The 17,457-nt window shown below is 70.4% G+C and carries 16 protein-coding genes; 7 read left to right on the forward strand and 9 right to left on the reverse strand.

What is annotated here, in order from left to right; genetic code table 11:
- Positions 1 to 2 precede the first annotated feature (2 nt).
- The 6 genes from ACFFIC_RS28825 to ACFFIC_RS28850 form a co-directional block, all read right to left on the reverse strand.
- The gene (locus ACFFIC_RS28825) at positions 3 to 665 is read right to left on the reverse strand and encodes a PEP-CTERM sorting domain-containing protein (RefSeq protein WP_377056970.1); all 663 of its coding nucleotides are present in this window, start codon (positions 663 to 665) and stop codon (positions 3 to 5) included.
- A gap of 238 nt (positions 666 to 903) precedes the next feature.
- The gene (locus tag ACFFIC_RS28830) at positions 904 to 1,557 is read right to left on the reverse strand and encodes a trimeric intracellular cation channel family protein (protein ID WP_377056972.1); all 654 of its coding nucleotides are present in this window, start codon (positions 1,555 to 1,557) and stop codon (positions 904 to 906) included.
- Between the two features lie 8 nt (positions 1,558 to 1,565).
- Positions 1,566 to 2,804 (reverse strand): MFS transporter, encoded by a 1,239-nt coding sequence (locus tag ACFFIC_RS28835; RefSeq protein WP_377056974.1) that lies wholly within the window; start codon positions 2,802 to 2,804, stop codon positions 1,566 to 1,568.
- A 68-nt stretch (positions 2,805 to 2,872) separates the two neighbouring features.
- A complete protein-coding gene (locus ACFFIC_RS28840) occupies positions 2,873 to 3,754 on the reverse strand; it encodes a LysR family transcriptional regulator (RefSeq protein WP_377056976.1) in 882 nt (293 codons plus the stop codon).
- A gap of 100 nt (positions 3,755 to 3,854) precedes the next feature.
- Positions 3,855 to 4,682: a DUF2076 domain-containing protein gene (locus ACFFIC_RS28845; RefSeq protein WP_377056978.1), complete on the reverse strand. Its 828-nt coding sequence runs from the start codon at positions 4,680 to 4,682 to the stop codon at positions 3,855 to 3,857.
- A gap of 83 nt (positions 4,683 to 4,765) precedes the next feature.
- Positions 4,766 to 5,221, reverse strand: coding sequence for a CoA-binding protein (locus tag ACFFIC_RS28850; protein WP_377056980.1), 456 nt, complete (start codon positions 5,219 to 5,221; stop codon positions 4,766 to 4,768).
- A gap of 134 nt (positions 5,222 to 5,355) precedes the next feature.
- On the opposite strand from ACFFIC_RS28850, the gene ACFFIC_RS28855 reads away from it, so the two are divergent.
- Positions 5,356 to 7,029 (forward strand): glycoside hydrolase family 17 protein, encoded by a 1,674-nt coding sequence (locus ACFFIC_RS28855; RefSeq protein WP_377056982.1) that lies wholly within the window; start codon positions 5,356 to 5,358, stop codon positions 7,027 to 7,029.
- Here ACFFIC_RS28855 and ACFFIC_RS28860 read toward each other — a convergent pair.
- A complete protein-coding gene (locus ACFFIC_RS28860) occupies positions 7,016 to 7,249 on the reverse strand; it encodes a hypothetical protein (RefSeq protein WP_377056984.1) in 234 nt (77 codons plus the stop codon). The genes ACFFIC_RS28855 and ACFFIC_RS28860 overlap by 14 nt on opposite strands.
- Positions 7,250 to 7,440: 191 nt before the next feature.
- Here ACFFIC_RS28860 and ACFFIC_RS28865 point away from each other — a divergent pair, with 191 nt between their 5' ends.
- Positions 7,441 to 7,944 carry a YciE/YciF ferroxidase family protein gene (locus ACFFIC_RS28865; protein WP_377056986.1) on the forward strand — a complete coding sequence of 168 codons (504 nt, stop codon included), beginning with the start codon at positions 7,441 to 7,443 and terminating at the stop codon, positions 7,942 to 7,944.
- Positions 7,945 to 8,052: 108 nt separating this feature from the next.
- On the opposite strand, the gene ACFFIC_RS28870 is transcribed toward ACFFIC_RS28865, so the two are convergent.
- Both ACFFIC_RS28870 and ACFFIC_RS28875 read right to left on the reverse strand, forming a co-directional pair.
- A complete protein-coding gene (locus ACFFIC_RS28870) occupies positions 8,053 to 8,367 on the reverse strand; it encodes a DUF167 domain-containing protein (protein WP_377056988.1) in 315 nt (104 codons plus the stop codon).
- 13 nt (positions 8,368 to 8,380) lie between these two features.
- Positions 8,381 to 8,779, reverse strand: a complete 399-nt coding sequence (locus tag ACFFIC_RS28875) for a hypothetical protein (RefSeq protein ID WP_377056990.1) — start codon at positions 8,777 to 8,779, stop codon at positions 8,381 to 8,383.
- Between the two features lie 137 nt (positions 8,780 to 8,916).
- Here ACFFIC_RS28875 and ACFFIC_RS28880 point away from each other — a divergent pair, with 137 nt between their 5' ends.
- The 5 genes from ACFFIC_RS28880 to ACFFIC_RS28900 all read left to right on the forward strand — a co-directional run bounded on the left by ACFFIC_RS28880 (position 8,917) and on the right by ACFFIC_RS28900 (position 17,410).
- Positions 8,917 to 9,750 carry a S49 family peptidase gene (locus ACFFIC_RS28880; RefSeq protein WP_377056992.1) on the forward strand — a complete coding sequence of 278 codons (834 nt, stop codon included), beginning with the start codon at positions 8,917 to 8,919 and terminating at the stop codon, positions 9,748 to 9,750.
- A 60-nt stretch (positions 9,751 to 9,810) separates the two neighbouring features.
- Positions 9,811 to 10,722 (forward strand): glycine--tRNA ligase subunit alpha, encoded by a 912-nt coding sequence (locus ACFFIC_RS28885; RefSeq protein WP_456306979.1) that lies wholly within the window; start codon positions 9,811 to 9,813, stop codon positions 10,720 to 10,722.
- The gene (gene glyS, locus ACFFIC_RS28890; RefSeq protein ID WP_377056993.1) at positions 10,722 to 12,959 is read left to right on the forward strand and encodes a glycine--tRNA ligase subunit beta; all 2,238 of its coding nucleotides are present in this window, start codon (positions 10,722 to 10,724) and stop codon (positions 12,957 to 12,959) included. Before ACFFIC_RS28885 ends, glyS begins: the two co-directional genes overlap by 1 nt.
- A gap of 12 nt (positions 12,960 to 12,971) precedes the next feature.
- Complete coding sequence (gene ppdK / locus ACFFIC_RS28895; RefSeq protein WP_377056995.1) at positions 12,972 to 15,656, forward strand: pyruvate, phosphate dikinase; 2,685 nt, start codon at positions 12,972 to 12,974, stop codon at positions 15,654 to 15,656.
- 728 nt (positions 15,657 to 16,384) lie between these two features.
- On the forward strand, positions 16,385 to 17,410 hold the full coding sequence (locus ACFFIC_RS28900) for a hypothetical protein (RefSeq protein WP_377056997.1): 1,026 nt from the start codon (positions 16,385 to 16,387) through the stop codon (positions 17,408 to 17,410).
- Positions 17,411 to 17,457 lie beyond the last annotated feature (47 nt).

Raw genomic sequence — 17,457 nt, forward strand, 5'->3', positions numbered from 1 at the left:
TGTCACGCCGCCCGCTTGCGCCGGACCAAGCCCAGCCCGGCCAGGGCAACGCCGAACAGCGCCATGGAGGCGGGCTCGGGCACCGGCACGGGCAGCGATCCGGAGGCCACGACGCGGCCGCTCAGGTCGCAGTAGTCGTTGATGCAGCCACCGAAATCGAGGCGGTAGTCCGAGCCGAGCCGCACCGTGAAGGTGCCGTTCGCGAAGGTGTTCAGCGTGAAATTGTCGCCGCCGCCGATGATGCTGGCGCCGCCCACCGGCAGGCCGAAGGGCGAGCTGGTGAAGCTGTAGCCGGAGACGACATCCACCGGGCCGCGCCCGAACAGGTAGGTGTTGTCCACCACGACCTTCTTGTCCGGATTCTGGAGCGTGAACTGGAAATCGGGGAAAGTGGCGATCACCTCCGGGCTGTAGCCGCCCACCGGCGAGTCCGTCCCGCTGCCATTCCTGGCACCCAGGTTGAAGCCTGAACGGTACTCCTCGTCCGAGACGATCAGCCGCCCGCTGAAGCGAAGGGGGACGATGGTCGGGTCACCCGTGCCGTACTCGGTGCCGCGGGCCGGACCGGCCTGCACGAAGTTGAAGATCACGCTGGCCGAGGCGGGCAGGGCCGCGAGGCTCATCGCCATGCCTGCCGCCAGCGTCACGATTGTCTTGAAGTTCATGTGTTTCCCTTCGGCGGAAGCCTTCTTGGCTCCTCGCAAATGTTCTATGGAGGGAAACGTGCCAGCGGAAACAATCGATTGAATTCAGAATCTTATCGAAAACTAGACGGGAGTGACGAGCATGCGTGCCAATAATCGCGACTCGTTCCGAGTTGTGGTGTGGGCGGGTGCGGAAACAACGTGGCGCTGATCGGCATGCGCGACCGCTGACACACGGCTTGAACAAGGTGAATTGGCCTCAAACCCCGCGCCCCCCATAGACGGGAAGCGACCATCCCCGCCCGAGCGCCGCCGCCCGGATTGCGAAGGCCAGCGCGGCGCCCAGCCCCACCGCCAGGGGCCGCCCCGCGCCGAGCGCTTCCAGCGCCACGAAGCCGCCCGCGCCCGCCGCGGCGGCGGTGGCGTAGATCTCCCGCCTGAGGATCAGGGGGATCTCCCCGCAGACGACGTCGCGGATCACGCCGCCGAAGCTGGCGGTCATCACGCCCATCAGCACGCAGACCCAGGCCGCCGCACCGGCGCGCAGTGCGGCCTCCGCGCCCAGCACGGCAAAGACCGCCATGCCCGCCGCATCGGCCCAGAGCAGCAGGGTCACGCGCGGGGTCCGCGCGCGGCCCATTCCGCGCCGCTTCAGCACGGGCGCCAGGAAGAACACCGCCAGGGCGAAGCAGGCCGCCAGGATCGCCAGATCCGGCCGCCGCAGCCAGGCCACGGGAAGGCCGAGCAGAAGGTCGCGCAACGCTCCGCCGCCGAAGGCCGTGATCCCCGCCACCAGCAGGAATCCCACCGGGTCCATGCGCTTGCGCGCCGCCGTGAGGGCGCCGGCGGTGGCGAAGGCCGCCGTGCCGATCCAGCCCAGCACCTCGAGAACGAGGTCAAAGGGTGCGGCCAAGCCCCGGCCTATTCGGCGGGAAGGGGGGAGGGGGCCTTCGCCGTGCGCAGCGCCTCGCCGCGCGCCGATCCCGCGCAGAACAGGGACAAGATCAGCAGCAGCGCCACCACCGGCAGCACCAGCCAGGCCAGGCCGTTGTCCAGCATCAGGCCGAAGGGCACGGGCGTGATGGCACCGCCCAGCGGCAGGCCGGAGGAGATGAAGCCGAAGACCTTGCCCATCTGCCCGGGCGGCGCCGCGTGCTTCACCATCACGTCCCGCGGCGTGCGCGAGGCCCCCAGGGAACCGCCGGCGACGAGCGCCACGAAGGGCAGCACCGCGCCCGGCAGCGGCACCAGCCCCATCAGCAGGAAAAGGCTGATGGAGAGCGCCGTCAGTCCGGTGACGAAGGTGAAGTGGCTGGAATAGCGATCGGCATACCAGCCGCCGACCAGCACGCCGCCCGTGGCGCCGACCACGTAGCCGGTGAGGGTGAGCGAGGCGACGTCGAGCGGTGTCTGCCACAGGCGGTCCAGCGTCGCGATCAGGAAGGACTGCACCCCCACCCCGGCCATGGCGGAGAGCAGGAAGAAGGCGAAGAACATCAGCATGGTGCGCGACAGCAGCACCGGACGCCCGACCGGGGCGCCGCGCGTCTTCGGCCGCGCCTGGTCCTGCAGGATGCGCGACTGCAGCACGATGGCGGCCACAACCGGCACGCCCAGCAATCCCACGGCCAGCAGCGCGTAACGCCATCCCAGGCCCAGGGTCTGCGTCATCAGGCCGATCAGCAGGGGCGCCGCGGCGAAGCCCAGGTTGCCCGTGAGGGTGTGCATGGCGAAGGCGCGGCCCATGCGCTTCTCACCGATGCTGCTGCCGAGGATGGCGTAGTCCGCTGGATGGATCACCGAGTTGCCGATGCCCGAGGTGATCGCGAGCGCCAGGATCACCCAGTAGTTCGGCGCGAAGGCCATGCCGGCGATGGAGAGCGCCATGATCAGCGTGCCTCCCACCAGGAAGGGGCGCGCGCCGTAGCGGTCCACCAGAAAGCCGACCGGCGTTTGCCCGAGGGCCGTGACCGCGCTCATCAGCGCGACGGACAGGCCGAGCACGGCGTAGGAGACGCCGAACTCCTCGCGCCAAATCGGAAAGAGAGGCGCGAGGCAGAGCATGTAGAAGTGGGAAAGGAAGTGGCCGGTGCCAATCAGCCCGATGATCCGCCAGTCCCGGTTGGGGGCGGGCTGGGCGGGGGCTTGGGCGTCGGGCATGGGCGGAAACTGCGCCCGCGCCCGCGCGCCGGTCAATCGCGGGATTCTCAGGCCGGGCCGGCGTTCGGTCAGGCGGCCAGAGGCGCCGCGCGGGCCACGGTGCCCTGGATCGCCTCCACCAGCGGGCCGGCCAGCGGGGCGAGGCCGGCGAGGTCGCCGAACACCGCCATGTCCGCCGAGCCCAGCCCTGGCAGCCCTGCCAGCGGCGCCAGGCCCTCCGGCAGCCCGGAGGCGCCGATCACCGTCGCGCCCAGCCCCGCCTGCGCCGCGGCGGCGACACCCAGCAGGCTCGGGGAGGTGTAGGTGATCTCGAAACCGAGCCCCGCGCGGGCGAGCGCCGCCAGGGCGCGGTCACGGAACATGCAGCCGGCGGGAAGCATGGCGAGCGGCAGGGGGCGGCCCTCGGGCGGAGCCCAGCCAGGGGCGGCGGCCCAGACCACCGGCTCGATCCAGAGCAGCGCGCCCTCGCTCTCGCCGTCGCGCCGCTTGCCGAGCACCAGGTCGAGCGACCCCGCCTCCATGGACCGGCGCAGCTCGTGGGAGCGGCCCACCTCCACCTCCAGCCGGATGCCGGGATGGGAGCGGGCGAAGCGGGCCAGAAGCGGGGCGAGGTTGCGGGGCACGAAGTGGTCGGCCACCCCCAGGCGCAGCCGCCCGGACACGGGGGGCGCCACGAGCCGCCGCACGGCTTCCTCGTTGAGGGCCAGCATGCGGCGGGCATAGGCCAGCAGGGTTTCCCCCTGCGGGGTGAGGGCGACGGAGCGGCTGGTGCGCTCCAGCACGCGCTTGCCGAGAAGTTCCTCGAGCCGGCGGATCTTGAGGGAGATGGCGGACTGGGTCAGGCCGAGGGCGGGGGCCGCCGCGGTGAAGCCGCCCCGCTCGGCGACCTGCACGAAGCAGCGCAGCAGGTCGAGGTCGAGATCGGGAACGCGGCCCCTGAAATCACTCATCGAAAATCGCTCATGGGGCGCAGGCTGCGCCGCGCCCCATGATTCCGTCAATCAGGACCGCCAGGGTTCACCCCGTCGATCCATGAGCGCCGCTGATGGCTCAGATGTCCTCGTCGAAGCCCCCGGCATCGTCGTAGCCGGCGGCGTCGTCGTATCCGGAGCCGTTGTCATAGCCGGCGGCGTCATTGGCGCCGGCCGCGTCGTTGCCGCCCCAGCCGCCCTGGTCCGACACCGGCGAGGCGTCGTTGCCGGCCGCCCCGGGATCGGTCCAGGGGGAGGAGGACGGCGTGTTCACCGCCTGCTCGCCGAAGCCACCGGCCCCGCCGGCATCCGCCGCGGGGGTGGCGCCGGCCGCCGCGGTGGCCGCATGGGCCCCGCCGCCGGAGAACATCCCCATCATCATGTTGCCGAGCACCATGCCGCCGGCGACGCCCGCCGCGGTGGTGAGCGCCGTGCCCAGGAAGCCGCTTCCGCCGCCGCCCTGCTGCATCATGCCCGGGGTCATCGCCCCCATCGGAGGCTGGATCGGCTGCGGGCGCGGCGTCATCGGCACCTGCTGGCGCTGCCCGCCGCCGAACATGCCGCCGAAAAGCCCGCCGCGGGACTGCTGGGTGGCCTGGGCCTGGCGCTCGGTGTTCTCCAGCTGCCACTCCAGCTCCTGGATGCGGTTCTGCGCCTGCACCAGAGCGGCCTCCTGGACGAAGGCGGTCTGGGTGATGCGGTAGCGCGCCTCCGGATGGCGGCTGAACAGGTCCCCGATCAGGCGGTCCGCCTCCGGGTCCACCGGGGGCAGGTTCGGGGCCTGCTGGGTGTTCGGGACGCTGCGCGCCCCCCAGGGCCCAGTGGAGGTCGCGGCCGGCTGCGCGGCGGCGGCGCCTGAGACGCGCTCCACGTAGCCGGAAATAATGCGGCGCTCTTCCTCGGTCATGTCCCTCATGGCTCCTAGTTGCGGGCGAGTGCCCGCGACGGTCGCGAGATGGTCCGGCGGGGCAAACCTTTCAAGAGTTTAATCTAAGCCCCCGCCGGCACGCGCGGGGGGAGGCCGAGAGGGCCCCATTCGATGGCCGGGCAGCGATCCATGACGATGGTGATGCCCGCCGCCCGCGCGCGCGCCGCAGCCGCCTCGTCCCAGATGCCGAGCTGGAGCCAGACGGACTTCGCGCCCAGCCGGATGGCCTCGTCCACCACCGCGCCCGCCTCTTCGGAGCGGCGGAACACGTCCACCATGTCCAGCGGGCCGGCCTCCTCCAGGGAGGAAACGGACTGCATGCCGTGCACGGTGCGCCCGCCCAGGGCCGGGTTCACCGGGATGGCCGTGTAGCCGCGCCCGAGCAGGAAGCCGAACACGCCGTTGGAGGGGCGGCCCGGCTTGTCCGAGGCGCCGACCACCGCGATCCGCCTTGTCGCGAGCAGCAGGTCCCGCACCTGGGCATCCGTCAGCCCGTCTCTCGCGCCCGTTCGTGCCACGCCGTGTCTCCCGAATACCGTCAGGGGCAGTTGGGGCCGGAGCGGAAGCGTTCCAATGGGCGGTCCCAATGCGGCGGCATTCCGGCGGGCGCCGCCTTCCAGGGGCCATGGCCCGCCGCTACACCCGATCCATCATGCCCGCGCCCCGATCCCCGCTCGCCGCCGCCGCGCTCCGCGCCCCCGCCGCCGGCTCCGCCGTTGCCCTGGCGGCCGTGCTGGCGCTGGCCGTGCTGGTGACGATCCTTCTCTGGTGGTTCCCCAACCGCGAGCAGGCCGGCGACGTGCCCATGCCGGCGGACCGGTTCAACAGCGTCTCCTTCGCCCCCTTCCGCGACGGCCAGAGCCCGCTGCGGGATGTGTTCCCCACCGCCGCGCAGGTGGAGGAGGACATCGCCCTGATCGCGCCGCGGGTGCGCGCCATCCGCAGCTATGCCAGCATCGAGGGCGACTACGAGGTGGCCGAGATCGCCGGGCGCCACGGCGTGAAGATGTGGAAGGGCGCCTGGCTGGGCCGCGACCTCCGCCAGAACGACCGCGAGATCGCCGCCCTGATCGCGACCGCCAACCGCCACCCCGAGGTGGTGGAGCGCGTGGTGGTGGGCAACGAGGTGCTGCTGCGCCGCGACCTGCCGGTGGAGGAGCTGGCGCGCCAGCTGGACCGGGTGAAGGCCGCCGTGCGCCAGCCCGTGACCTATGCCGACGTGTGGGAGTTCTGGGCGCAGTTCCCGCAGCTGGCGGAGCACGTGGACATCGTCACGATCCACATCCTTCCCTACTGGGAGGACGAGCCGCTGGGCGTGGACCGGGCGATGGCCCACACGCGCGACGTGTATCGCCGCATGAAGGCGTTGTTCCCCAACAAGCCCATCGCCATCGGCGAGGTCGGCTGGCCCAGCGCCGGACGTTGGCGCGAGGCCGCCATGCCGTCCCGCGTGGAGCAGGCGGTGTTCATGCGCCGCTTCATCCGGCTCAGCCAGGAGGAGGGCTTCGACTATAACTTCATCGAGGCCTTCGACCAAGTCTGGAAGTACCGCAACGAGGGCACCGTGGGCGCGGCCTGGGGCCTCTGGACGGCCGACCGCGCGCCGAAGTTCGAGCTGTCCGGCCCGGTGCGGGAAAACCCGTGGTGGGCCTGGTACGCCGCCGCCGCACTGGCGCTCTCGGGCGCGATGTTCGCGGCCACCGCCCGGCTCTGGCCGCGCGCGCCCCGCTGGCCGCTGGCGGTTCTGGCGGCGGCGCTGGGCAACGCGCTGGCCTTCGCCTTCTGCGGCACCTGGCCCTATGCCTTCGACGAGCACCTGAAGCTGGCGGGCATCGTGAACCTGCTGGGGCAGGCGGTGCTGGCCGCGCTGCTGCTGCGGCGCGCGGGGGCGCGGCTCTCGGGCGACCCGGTGGAGCCCGCCCGCAACGGCGCCCAGGCCAGCGCCAACATCCGCGCCCTGTTCCGCGGCCGCATGTGGTTCCGCGACTGGCGCGCCTTCGCCTTCGAGGACCTGCTGTTCCTGTTCACCTTCACGGCGGCGCTGCTGCAACTGATGCTGGTCTTCGACCCGCGCTACCGCGACTTCCCCTTTCCGACCTTCGCCGTGCCGCTGGTGGCGGTGATCGCCCGCGCGCTGCTGCGCGACCTGCCGCGGCGCGGCGGCGGCTGGGCGGAATGGCTGGCGGGCGGCGTGCTGCTCGCCTGCGCCCTGGCCAGCGCGGCGGTGGAGGGGCCGCACAACCTCCAGGCCCTGGGCTGGGCCGCCTGCGCGGCCGGGCTGGCGCTGCCGCCGCTGTTGCGCGTCGGGCCGCTCAGCCGGGCCTGAGGGCCGCAGCGCGGCCGCCTTCGGCCAGGGCGAGCAGGCCGCGCGGCGTCACCCGCACGGGTTCGGCGCGCAGCACGAGGCCGCGCTCCACCGCTTCCTCCCAGACCATGAGGCGCGGGCAGGAGGTTCGCCAAGCCTCCATCACCTCGGCATAGGGGCGTGGCTGGCGGGCCACCCATTCCACGAGGTCCAGCACCAGCGGCTCCGTGATGGCTGCCATCGGTTCTCCCCCTCCAGAGGCGAGGCGGCAGTCTGGTCCGGGCAGGGGCGGGACTTCACCTGCAATCCGAACCGGGCCGCGAAGCCTTCCGGCGGGCGCAACGGACTCCCCGTGTTCGGCGTTCTCTGGGCGTCGCCGGGCGGGCGGCCCTTCATCGACCCCCCGAAGCAACCACACGGAAGGCGATCCCCATGGGCCTATTCTCCAAGCCGATCAAAACCCTGGACGACCTCTTCGTTCACACCCTCCAGGACATCTACTACGCCGAGAACCGGATCACGAAGGCTCTGCCCAAGATGATCGAGAAGACGACGGACCCGCAGCTGAGGCAGGGGTTCGAGCTGCATCTGCAGGAGACGCGAAACCAGATCGTCCGGCTGGAGAAGGTGTTCCAGATGCATGGCCAGCCCGTGAAGGCCGTCACCTGCGCCGCCATGGACGGCATCCTTGAGGAAGCCGAGGAAATCATGGGCGACGTGGCCGACAACGAGGTGCTCGACGCCGCGATGCTGGCCTCCGCCCAGGCGGTGGAGCACTACGAAATCACCCGTTACGGCACGCTCATCGCCTTTGCCCGCCAGCTCGGCCGCGCCGATTGCGCAGCGGTGCTGGAGGAGAACCTGGCCGAGGAGAAGGCCACGGACAAGAAACTGACGGCGATCGCCGAGGGCAAGGTCAACCGCATGGCGGCCTGAGCGTTCGAAGCTCGCCTAGGATCCACCAGGGCGGGGCGCCGGCCGGAAACCCTTCGCGGGTGAAAGGCCGGCGCATCCCCGCGTGCGGATGGGTCCTGTCTGAACCTCTCAGCCCAAGGCGGCCAGCCTCACCGCCAGTGCGCCGGCATCCCCCTCGATCCGCAGCGTCTTCTCGCGCGAGGTTGCGCCCTGCACCACGGAAACGCGGGATGGCGCCACCGCCAGGGCCCCAGCCAGCACCAGGCAGAGGGCACGGTTCGCCCGGCCATCCTCGGGCGCCGCATTCACGGCGATCCGCATCCTCGGGCCATCCACTCCTGCCGCCAGACCTTGCAGGCCTTCCCTGCGGGCGCGGGGCTGGGCTTTCACGCGCAGTTCGATCCCGCCCTCCACAGGCCGCCAGGGCTTGGGCCAGGCCGCCAACAGCCTTCGCTCCTCAGCCGCGGGCGCCCGCCCGGGAGGAAGGGCGCGCAACGGTGCGGGCATTCGCCTCCACCCAGGCCCAGCCGCCCAGGGCCGCGCCGACCATGCCCCATGTGGCGTTGAAGTTCAGCACGGCGATGACGCCCAGCGCCACCGCCGCCGCCCGCACTGCGAAGGGCGCGCCGATGAAGGCCCAGAAGCCAAGCGCCAGGGCACCGGCGCCCCAGAGCTGCCAATGCTGAAGCCACAGCAGCGCCGCCCTCGGCCGGCAGGCGAAGGGCGCCTGGGCCATGTCCAGGCAAAGCGCCCCCCAGGCCCGGGGCTCCACATAGACGTGGCGATAGGCCACCATCAGCCCGATGGCGGCAGCCACCGCCAGGATCGCCCGGATGTCGTGCTTGGTAACGGTCATGCACCGGAAATCGCGCGAAGCGCCGCGCGGTGCAAGCGGCATCACGGTGGCGGATGCGGCGGGATTGGGGCGGTGCCCGCCGGGCGTGTCCGGCCGGGCGCCTTGAACCCGGGGCGGGCCGCGCGACCTTTGGCCGCATGAAGCTCTCCTTTCTCGACCGTTCACCCAGAATCGCCGTGGTGCGCCTGCAGGGGCTGATCGCCCCGCGGGCCAATGGCCTGGCTGGCCCGACCCTTTCCGCCGCCGCACTGGACCCGGTGCTGGAGCGCGCTTTCGGTTTGAAGCGGCTCGCTGCCGTTGTGCTCTCCGTCAACTCCCCCGGCGGCTCCCCCGCCCAGTCCTCGCTGATCGCCGCCCGCATCCGGCAGCTGGCCGGCGCGAAGAAGGTTCCCGTGATTGCCTGCGTGGAGGACGCGGCGGCCTCGGGCGGCTATTGGCTCGCCTGCGCGGCGGACGAGATCGTGGCGGACCCCACCTCCATCATCGGCTCCATCGGCGTGATCTCCTCGGGCTTCGGCTTCGAGGAGGCGATCGCGCGCCTGGGCATCGAACGCCGGCTGGTGACGGCGGGGGAGGACAAGTCCTTCCTCGACCCCTTCCGCCCCGCCGACCCGGCCCAGCAGGAGCGGCTGCGCGAGCTGATGGCCGGGCTGCATCGCGAGTTCATCGAATGGGTGGAGCAGCGCCGCGGCGGCCGCCTGCGCAAGGATGGTGAACCCCTGTTCAGCGGCCGCTTCTGGACCGGCCGCAGGGCGCTGGAACTCGGCCTCGTGGACCGGCTGGGCGATCTGCGCGGCGAGGTGACGCGGCGCTTCGGGGAGGACGCGAAGATCGTCCCTCTCGGCGCCCGCCGGCCGCGGCTGCCCTGGCGGCTTCTTTCGGGCGCGGAGGGCTGGACGCCGGCGGGCGCCGCGGAGGGGGCGCTGGCGGCGATCGAGGCGCGCACCGCCTGGAGCAGGCTCGGTCTCTGAAGCCCGGCGCCCGGGGCTTCCTTGCCGGGCCATGGCGGGCGCCCCTATACCGGCGCCGCCATGACCAGCACCGCGCCCGCCCAGATACAGCCACGGACACGATCGGCCGACGAGGGCGGACCACTGCCCTTCCAGGACATGATCCTGGCGCTCCACGCCTTCTGGTCGCGCCAGGGCTGCGCCATCCTGCAGCCCTACGACATGGAAATGGGCGCGGGCACCTTCCATCCCGCCACCACGCTGCGGGCGCTGGGCCCGAAGCCCTGGCGCGCGGCTTACGTCCAGCCCAGCCGCCGCCCGACCGACGGGCGCTACGGCAACAACCCGAACCGGCTGGGCGCCTACTACCAGTACCAGGTCATCATGAAGCCGAGCCCGCCCGACCCGCAGTCGCTGCTGATCGAGAGCTACAAGGCCATCGGCATCGACCCCATGCTGCACGACATCCGCTTCGTCGAGGATGACTGGGAAAGCCCCACCCTCGGAGCCTGGGGCCTGGGCTGGGAGGTTTGGTGCGACGGCATGGAGGTGACGCAGTTCACCTACTTCCAGCAGGTCGGCGGCATTCCCTGCGCCATTCCCTCTTGCGAGCTGACCTACGGGCTGGAACGGCTCGCCATGTACATCCAGGGCGTCGAGAACGTGTACGACCTGAAGTTCAACGCCGCCGGCCTGACCTATGGCGACGTCTTCCTGCGCAACGAGCGCGAGTTCTCCGCCTACTCCTTCGAGCACGCCAATGTGCCGGTCCTTTTCCGCCACTTCGCGGAAGCCGAGGAGGAGTGCAACGCGCTCTGCGACGCGGACCTGCCGCTGCCGGCCTATGACCAGTGCATCAAGGCCAGCCACAGCTTCAACCTGCTGGACGCCCGCGGCGCCATCAGCGTGACCGAGCGCGCCGCCTATATCGGCCGCGTGCGGGCGCTGGCGAAGCGCTGCTGCGACGGCTGGCTGGCGGGGGAGGCCCCCTGATGCCCGAACTCCTGCTCGAACTCCTCTCCGAGGAAATCCCGGCCCGCATGCAGGCCCGCGCCGCCGAGGACCTCGCGCGGCTGCTGGGGGAAGCACTGAAGCCCGTGGGGCTGGCGCTCGATGGGGCGCGCACCCTGCACGGGCCGCGCCGCATCGCGCTGGTCGCCAACCTGCCCGCCGCCACCCCGGCCAGCGAGCGCGAGGAGAAGGGGCCACGCCTCGGCGCCCCCGAAGCGGCGCTGGGTGGCTTCGCCCGCAAGCACGCGCTGCCCGAGGCCGCCGTGGCGGCCATGCGCGCCGCGGCCGGGGCCTCGGACGCGCCGGTCTACGAGGCGGACGGGCTGACCATCCTGGCCCGGCCCGAGAAGTCCGGCGCTTCGTTCCTGCTGCGGCTGCGCAACGCCCCCCGCCCGAGCGCGGCGGTGCTGGCCGAGGCCGTGCCCGCGCTGGTCCGCCGCTTCCCCTGGCCCAAATCCATGCGCTGGGGGACGTCCGACCTGATCTGGGTCCGTCCCTTGCAGCGAATCCTTTGCCTGCTGGATGGCGTCGTGGTGCCCCTGGCCCTGGCAGATGGCGGGGACGCCGCCCATGGCCTGCGCTCGGCCGACCTCACCGAGGGCCATCGCATCCAGTCGCCCGGCGCCTTCGCCGTGACCTCCGCCGCGGCCTACGAAGCAGGGCTGCGCGAGCGCTCCGTCATCCCCGACGCCGCCGAGCGCGAGCGGATGATCGAGGCCGGCATCGCCGCCCTGGCGGGCGCCGAGGGGCTGGAGGTGGTGCCGGACCGCGGGTTGCTTTCGGAGGTGGCGGGGCTGGTGGAGTGGCCGGTGCCGCTGCTGGGCCGCATCGACGACGGCTTCATGGACCTGCCGCCGGAGCTGATGCGGACGACGATGCGCGTGAACCAGCGCTACTTCGCGCTCCGCCACGCGGATGGCCGCCCGGCCGCGCGCTTCGCCCTGGTGGCCAACATCGCGGCGAGGGATGGCGGCGCGGCGATCGTGGGGGGCAACGAGCGGGTGCTGCGCGCCCGCCTGTCGGATGCGCGCTTCTTCTGGGACCTCGACCTCAAGCAGCCGCTCGACTCCTTTCTGCCGAAGCTCGATCAGGCGGTGTTCCACGCGAAGCTCGGCACCCAGGGAGACCGGGTGCGCCGGCTGGAGCGGCTGGCGCGGCACATCGCGCCGGCCGTGGGCGCCGATCCGGCGCTGGCGGCCCGGGCCGCGCGGCTGGCCAAGGCCGACCTCGCCTCGGGCATGGTGGGTGAGTTCCCGGAGCTCCAGGGCGTCATGGGCCGCTACTACGCGCTCCATGCGGGGGAGGACCCGCGCGTGGCGGAAGCCATCGGGGCACATTACCGGCCGCTCGGCCCCGGTGATGCGGCGCCCTCCGAGCCCGTGGCCGTGGCCGTGGCGCTGGCCGACAAGCTGGACCAGCTTGCCGGCTTCTTCGCGGCCGACGAGCGGCCGACGGGCTCCGGCGACCCTTACGCCCTCCGCCGGGCGGCGCTGGGCGTGATCCGCATCGTCCGGGAGAACGGCCTGCGCCTGCCGCTGGCCGATGCGGTGGCGGAAGCCTTCTTCGGCTACCCCATGGCCCAGGGCACCACCGCGACCCCTGAATTCGGCATGGCCGTGGCCGCCGAACGGATGAACGCCGGATGGAAGCCCGGCCCCGGCTCGCTTCACCCGCCGATGGTCGCGGCCTTCGCCCAGGGGGTGGTGGAGTTCCTGGCCGAGCGCCTGCGCGTGCAGATGCGGGCCGAGGGGCTGCGCCACGATCTGGTGGCCGCCGCCTTCGGCACCTCGGGCGACGACGACCTGAACCGGCTGCTGGCGAGGGCCGACGCGCTCCGCGATTTCCTGTCGACGGCGGAGGGAACCGACCTGCTGGCGGCCTATCGCCGTGCCGCCAACATCCTCCGCATCGAGGAGAAGAAGGACGGGCGCGGCTTCGCCCCCGCCATCCGGCCGGACCTGCTCCGCGCGCCCGAGGAGATCGCTCTGGCCGCCGCCCTCAAGGCGGCCCGCCCGGCGGTCAAGGCCGCGCTGGCCCGGGAGGACTTCGAGGGAGCCATGGCTGCCCTGGCGCCTTTGCGGGTCCCCGTGGATGCCTTTTTCGACCGTGTAACCGTTAACGACCCGGATAGGGAATTGCGTGAGAACCGGCTAGGCTTGCTGGCGTTGCTGCGCGAGGCCATGGACGAGCTCGCCGACATTGCGCGCATCGAGGCTTGAAGGAACAGGTTTATGACAAGCTGGGTCTACGGCTTCGGAGCCGGCCGGAACGACGGTCGCGCGGACATGCGGAACCTGCTGGGCGGCAAGGGCGCCAACCTGGCGGAGATGGCCTCCATCGGCCTGCCGGTGCCCCCCGGCTTCACCATCACCACCGAGGTCTGCACCTATTTCACCACCAACGCCTCCACCTATCCCGCCGACCTCGAAGGGCAGGTGAAGGAGGCGCTTGAGCGCATCGAGTCCGCTGTTGGCGCGAAGTTCGGCGATGCCGCCAACCCGTTGCTGGTTTCCGTGCGGTCGGGCGCGCGGGTTTCCATGCCGGGCATGATGGACACGGTGCTGAACCTCGGCCTGAACGACACCACCGTGCAGGGCCTGGCCACGGCCTCGGGCGACGCCCGCTTCGCCTGGGACAGCTATCGCCGCTTCATCCAGATGTACGGCTCCGTGGTGCTCGGCGTGGACCATCACCGCTTCGAGGAAATCATCGAGGAGGCGAAGCTCTCCCGCGGCGTGGTGGAGGACACCCAGCTTTCGCCCGAGGACTGGCAGCGCGTCGCCGGCGAGTACAAGGACATGGTGCGCCAGGTGACCGGCGCCGACTTCCCGATGGACCCGCACGCCCAGCTCTGGGGCGCGATCGGCGCGGTGTTCGGCTCCTGGATGAACCAGCGCGCCATCACCTACCGCCGCCTGCACGACATCCCCGCCAACTGGGGCACGGCCGTGAACGTGCAGGCTATGGTGTTCGGCAACATGGGCGACGACTGCGCGACGGGGGTGTGCTTCACGCGCGACCCCAGCACGGGCGAGAACGTCTTCTACGGCGAGTACCTGATCAACGCCCAGGGCGAGGACGTGGTGGCGGGCATCCGCACGCCGCAGCCGATGAGCGAAGCCCGCGCCAAGCCCGGCGAGCGGAGCATGGAGGCCGCCATGCCCGCGGCCTATGCCGAGCTGGTCGCGGTGCGCGACAAGCTCGAGAAGCACTACGCGGACATGCAGGACATCGAGTTCACGGTCCAGCGCAACAAGCTCTACATGCTGCAGACCCGCAACGGGAAGCGGACGGCGGCGGCCTCCCTCAAGATCGCCGTGGACATGGCGGAGGAAGGGCTGATCGACCGCACCGAGGCCGTGCGCCGGGTGAACCCGGGCTCGCTCGACCAGCTCCTGCACCCGACGCTGGACCCCAGCGCCAAGCGTACCCTCCTCACCCGCGGCCTGCCGGCCTCCCCGGGTGCGGCCAGCGGCGTGGTGGTGTTCACGGCCGACGAGGCCGAGGCCCGCGCCGCCAAGGGCGAGAGCGTGATCCTGGTGCGTATCGAGACCTCGCCCGAGGACATCCACGGAATGCACGCGGCGCGCGGCATCCTCACCACCCGCGGCGGCATGACCAGCCACGCGGCGGTGGTGGCGCGCGGCATGGGCCGACCCTGCGTGGCGGGCGCGGGCGGCGTGGTGGTGGACTATTCCTCCCAGGTTCTGGCCGCCGGCGGCGTGCAGGTGCGGGCGGGCGAAACCATCACGCTGGACGGCGCGACCGGCGAGGTGTTTGCCGGCACGGTGGCCATGGTGGAGCCCAAGCTGTCGGGCGACTTCGAGACGCTGATGGGCTGGGCCGATGGCGTGCGCCGCCTGCGCGTGCGCGCCAATGCCGAGACGCCGCTCGATGCCGACACCGCCCGCAAGTTCGGCGCGGAGGGCATCGGCCTCTGCCGCACCGAGCACATGTTCTTCGATCCCGCCCGCATCGGCGCCGTGCGCCAGATGATCATGAGCGAGACCGAGGGGGGCCGGCGCGACGCGCTCGCCAAGCTGCTGCCCTTCCAGCGCGATGACTTCGTGGAGCTGTTCCGCATCATGGCGGGCCTGCCCGTCACGATCCGTCTGCTCGACCCGCCGCTGCACGAATTCCTTCCCCACAAGGAGGAAGAGCTGGCCGAGGTGGCGGCGAGCCTGGGCGCGGACCTCGCCACCATGAAGCGCCGGGCGAGCGACCTGTCGGAGGCCAACCCCATGCTCGGCCACCGCGGCTGCCGGTTGGCGATGACCTATCCGGAGATCGCGGAGATGCAGGTGCGCGCCATCTTCGAGGCGGCGATTATCGTCGCCAAGGAGGCGGGGCTTGCGCCGGTGCCGGAGATCATGGTGCCGCTGGTGGCCACCCAGCGCGAGCTGGAGATCAGCCACGAACAGATCGACCGCGTCGCCAAGGAGGTCTTCGCCGAGGCGGGAACGACGATCGAGTACTTCGTCGGCACCATGATCGAGCTGCCGCGCGCGGCGCTGCTGGCCGACAAGATCGCCGAAAGCGCCGACTTCTTTTCCTTCGGTACCAACGACCTGACCCAGACGACCTTCGGCCTGTCGCGCGACGACGCCGGCAAGTTCCTTCCCTTCTACGTGGAGAAGGGCATCCTGCCGAAGGACCCCTTCGTTTCCATCGACGTGGACGGGGTGGGTGCCCTGGTGCAGATCGCGACCGAGAAGGGGCGTGCCACCAAGCCCGGCCTCAAGCTCGGCATCTGCGGCGAGCACGGTGGTGACCCGGCCTCGATCCAGTTCTGCGAGAACACGGGGCTGGATTACGTCTCCTGCTCGCCCTACCGCGTGCCGGTGGCGCGGCTGGCGGCAGCCCAGGCGGCGCTCGCCAATGCCTCGTCCCCGGCCATGGCCGACCGCACGGCCTGAGCGGATCTCTCGTCGCCCGGCCTCCCATTCCGGGCCGGGCGACATTCTGCGTGGAGCCGCACCATGCGGCAGGTCCCGCGTGAACACCCGAACACCATTCCCTTCCGCGAAGGTGCCTTCGCTGCTGCCGTCACCCCGTCACCGCTCCGGAGCGGCGGCGTCCACCTCTGCGAGCGCCTCTGGCCAGAGGCCGTGTGCATCTCGGTCACGAGCGGGTTCGCCGCCATTCCGCGCTGGAGTCGGGTAACCCCCCCGGAGTTCCAGTGCGCGCAAGGTCCGGAAGGCCGGACCCACCCTTCACCACGCAGGCGGCGCCCCGGCTGAGAGGCCGGGCTTGTCAGGACGTTGGGTGGAGGCGACCGCGGGAAAACCTTGCACCGGCCCGGCATGTGCCCGCCACCGCCGTGGTCTTGAACGCCGTGGCGTCTAAGCCCCGCGGTGCAAGCACAATAAGCGGCGGTCCCTCATAGGCACTGGCCATCGGACGCCCGAGTATTACATTTCCATGACAGGGTTCCCGGTGCCCGGGGCGCCGCTTCGTGGCCTGCTGCGGCTGGCCCTGGGGCTCAACCACCAGGCTCAAGCGCTTTGGAGGCGGAATGAAAGAATGATCGCTCCCAGCATTCGGCGCCGTTGGTCAGGCAAAAACCCTGCGGGTGATAGCGCAGGAGGTATTCTGAAGAATGCTGAAACAGACAACTTGTTTTTTCTCTGATGAGTGAAGCACCATGGACATCGACCATGTTTATACTTGGGTGAACTCCGCGGACGAGGATCTGATGGCTCTCCGTTGCCGCTATGCGGAAGCGGAGGTCAAGACCGATCAGGTTTACAGGAGCGGCTCCGTCAGGGTGGAAGACAATGGTGAGCTGAAAGCCAGCATTCGGAACGCAGCGAAGTTCGTCCCTTTTGTGAGGCATACTTACGTCGTTGGCAGCGGTTCCCCACCAGGATGGCTGTCCGCTTTCGATAATGTCACTTATATCGAACAGAACGCGATCCTGCCGCAGGAAACCTTGCCTTGCTTTCAGTCGGATCTGGTGGAGCTCTATATCCACAGAATACCCGGATTATCAGAGCACTACATCTACTCGAACGACGATTACTTTTTTGCAAAGCGGCATGCTCCGTCGGATTTTTTCGACTCGCGGGGACGGCCGCTGGTCAGCCAAGCTCACTGGATAGCGGCGAGCGGGCCGAAATCGACCTATCGCGCGATGGAATCCAATGCAATCCGAGCTTTGAGCAAGCGCTTTCCCTTGCCGGAATTCACCACCGGCAAGTTGCCCGAGACGGACGAAGTGGGGCGACGGCAACGCTGTCGCATGTGGCTTCGCGGAGTTAAACCGGTCAATGCCATCTCGCATGTAAGCCAACCATTCCTGAAGTCGGAGTGGCAGAACTTTCACCGGATTTTCTCTGACGATTTAATCCCGCTTCACAAGCAGAAATTCCGGTCGGCCTATGGGCTCACCGTCAACATGATGTACCACTACTTTCTGCACGCTCGGGGCGTGGCGAAGCTCCGGTATGAACCGAACCACGTGTTGTTCAAAAGATCAGACAGCAAGCATGAAAGGCAGCGCTTCCGTGACAGGGTCCTGGCACGCGACTCCAGCATCGAAAGATTCTGCCTGAACGACGAAATCGTTGAGCAGGACGACGAGTGGCTTGAATTCGTGCCTGCCCTGCTGTCCGAGTTGCTTCATGGGGACATGGTCAGTTCCCGTGAAAACGCTCATGCGGATTTCTAGGAAGCACGGCTCCCCCCTTCGTGCGGTTGCCCCTTGCTCGGCGGCGG

Source organism: Muricoccus vinaceus, from assembly GCF_042433125.1.
Lineage (GTDB): Bacteria > Pseudomonadota > Alphaproteobacteria > Acetobacterales > Acetobacteraceae > Roseomonas > Roseomonas vinacea.

Excerpts from the sequence above, each read along its gene's own strand:
- ACFFIC_RS28825 (WP_377056970.1), bottom strand. The coding sequence starts at position 665 with ATGAACTTCAAGACAATCGTGACGCTGGCGGCAGGCATGGCGATGAGC.
- ACFFIC_RS28835 (WP_377056974.1), bottom strand. The coding sequence starts at position 2,804 with ATGCCCGACGCCCAAGCCCCCGCCCAGCCCGCCCCCAACCGGGACTGG.
- ACFFIC_RS28840 (WP_377056976.1), bottom strand. The coding sequence starts at position 3,754 with ATGAGTGATTTCAGGGGCCGCGTTCCCGATCTCGACCTCGACCTGCTG.
- ACFFIC_RS28845 (WP_377056978.1), bottom strand. The coding sequence starts at position 4,682 with ATGACCGAGGAAGAGCGCCGCATTATTTCCGGCTACGTGGAGCGCGTC.
- ACFFIC_RS28855 (WP_377056982.1), top strand. The coding sequence starts at position 5,356 with ATGCCCGCGCCCCGATCCCCGCTCGCCGCCGCCGCGCTCCGCGCCCCC.
- ACFFIC_RS28860 (WP_377056984.1), bottom strand. The coding sequence starts at position 7,249 with ATGGCAGCCATCACGGAGCCGCTGGTGCTGGACCTCGTGGAATGGGTG.
- ACFFIC_RS28865 (WP_377056986.1), top strand. The coding sequence starts at position 7,441 with ATGGGCCTATTCTCCAAGCCGATCAAAACCCTGGACGACCTCTTCGTT.
- ACFFIC_RS28875 (WP_377056990.1), bottom strand. The coding sequence starts at position 8,779 with ATGACCGTTACCAAGCACGACATCCGGGCGATCCTGGCGGTGGCTGCC.
- ACFFIC_RS28880 (WP_377056992.1), top strand. The coding sequence starts at position 8,917 with ATGAAGCTCTCCTTTCTCGACCGTTCACCCAGAATCGCCGTGGTGCGC.
- ACFFIC_RS28885 (WP_456306979.1), top strand. The coding sequence starts at position 9,811 with ATGACCAGCACCGCGCCCGCCCAGATACAGCCACGGACACGATCGGCC.
- glyS (WP_377056993.1), top strand. The coding sequence starts at position 10,722 with ATGCCCGAACTCCTGCTCGAACTCCTCTCCGAGGAAATCCCGGCCCGC.
- ppdK (WP_377056995.1), top strand. The coding sequence starts at position 12,972 with ATGACAAGCTGGGTCTACGGCTTCGGAGCCGGCCGGAACGACGGTCGC.
- ACFFIC_RS28900 (WP_377056997.1), top strand. The coding sequence starts at position 16,385 with ATGGACATCGACCATGTTTATACTTGGGTGAACTCCGCGGACGAGGAT.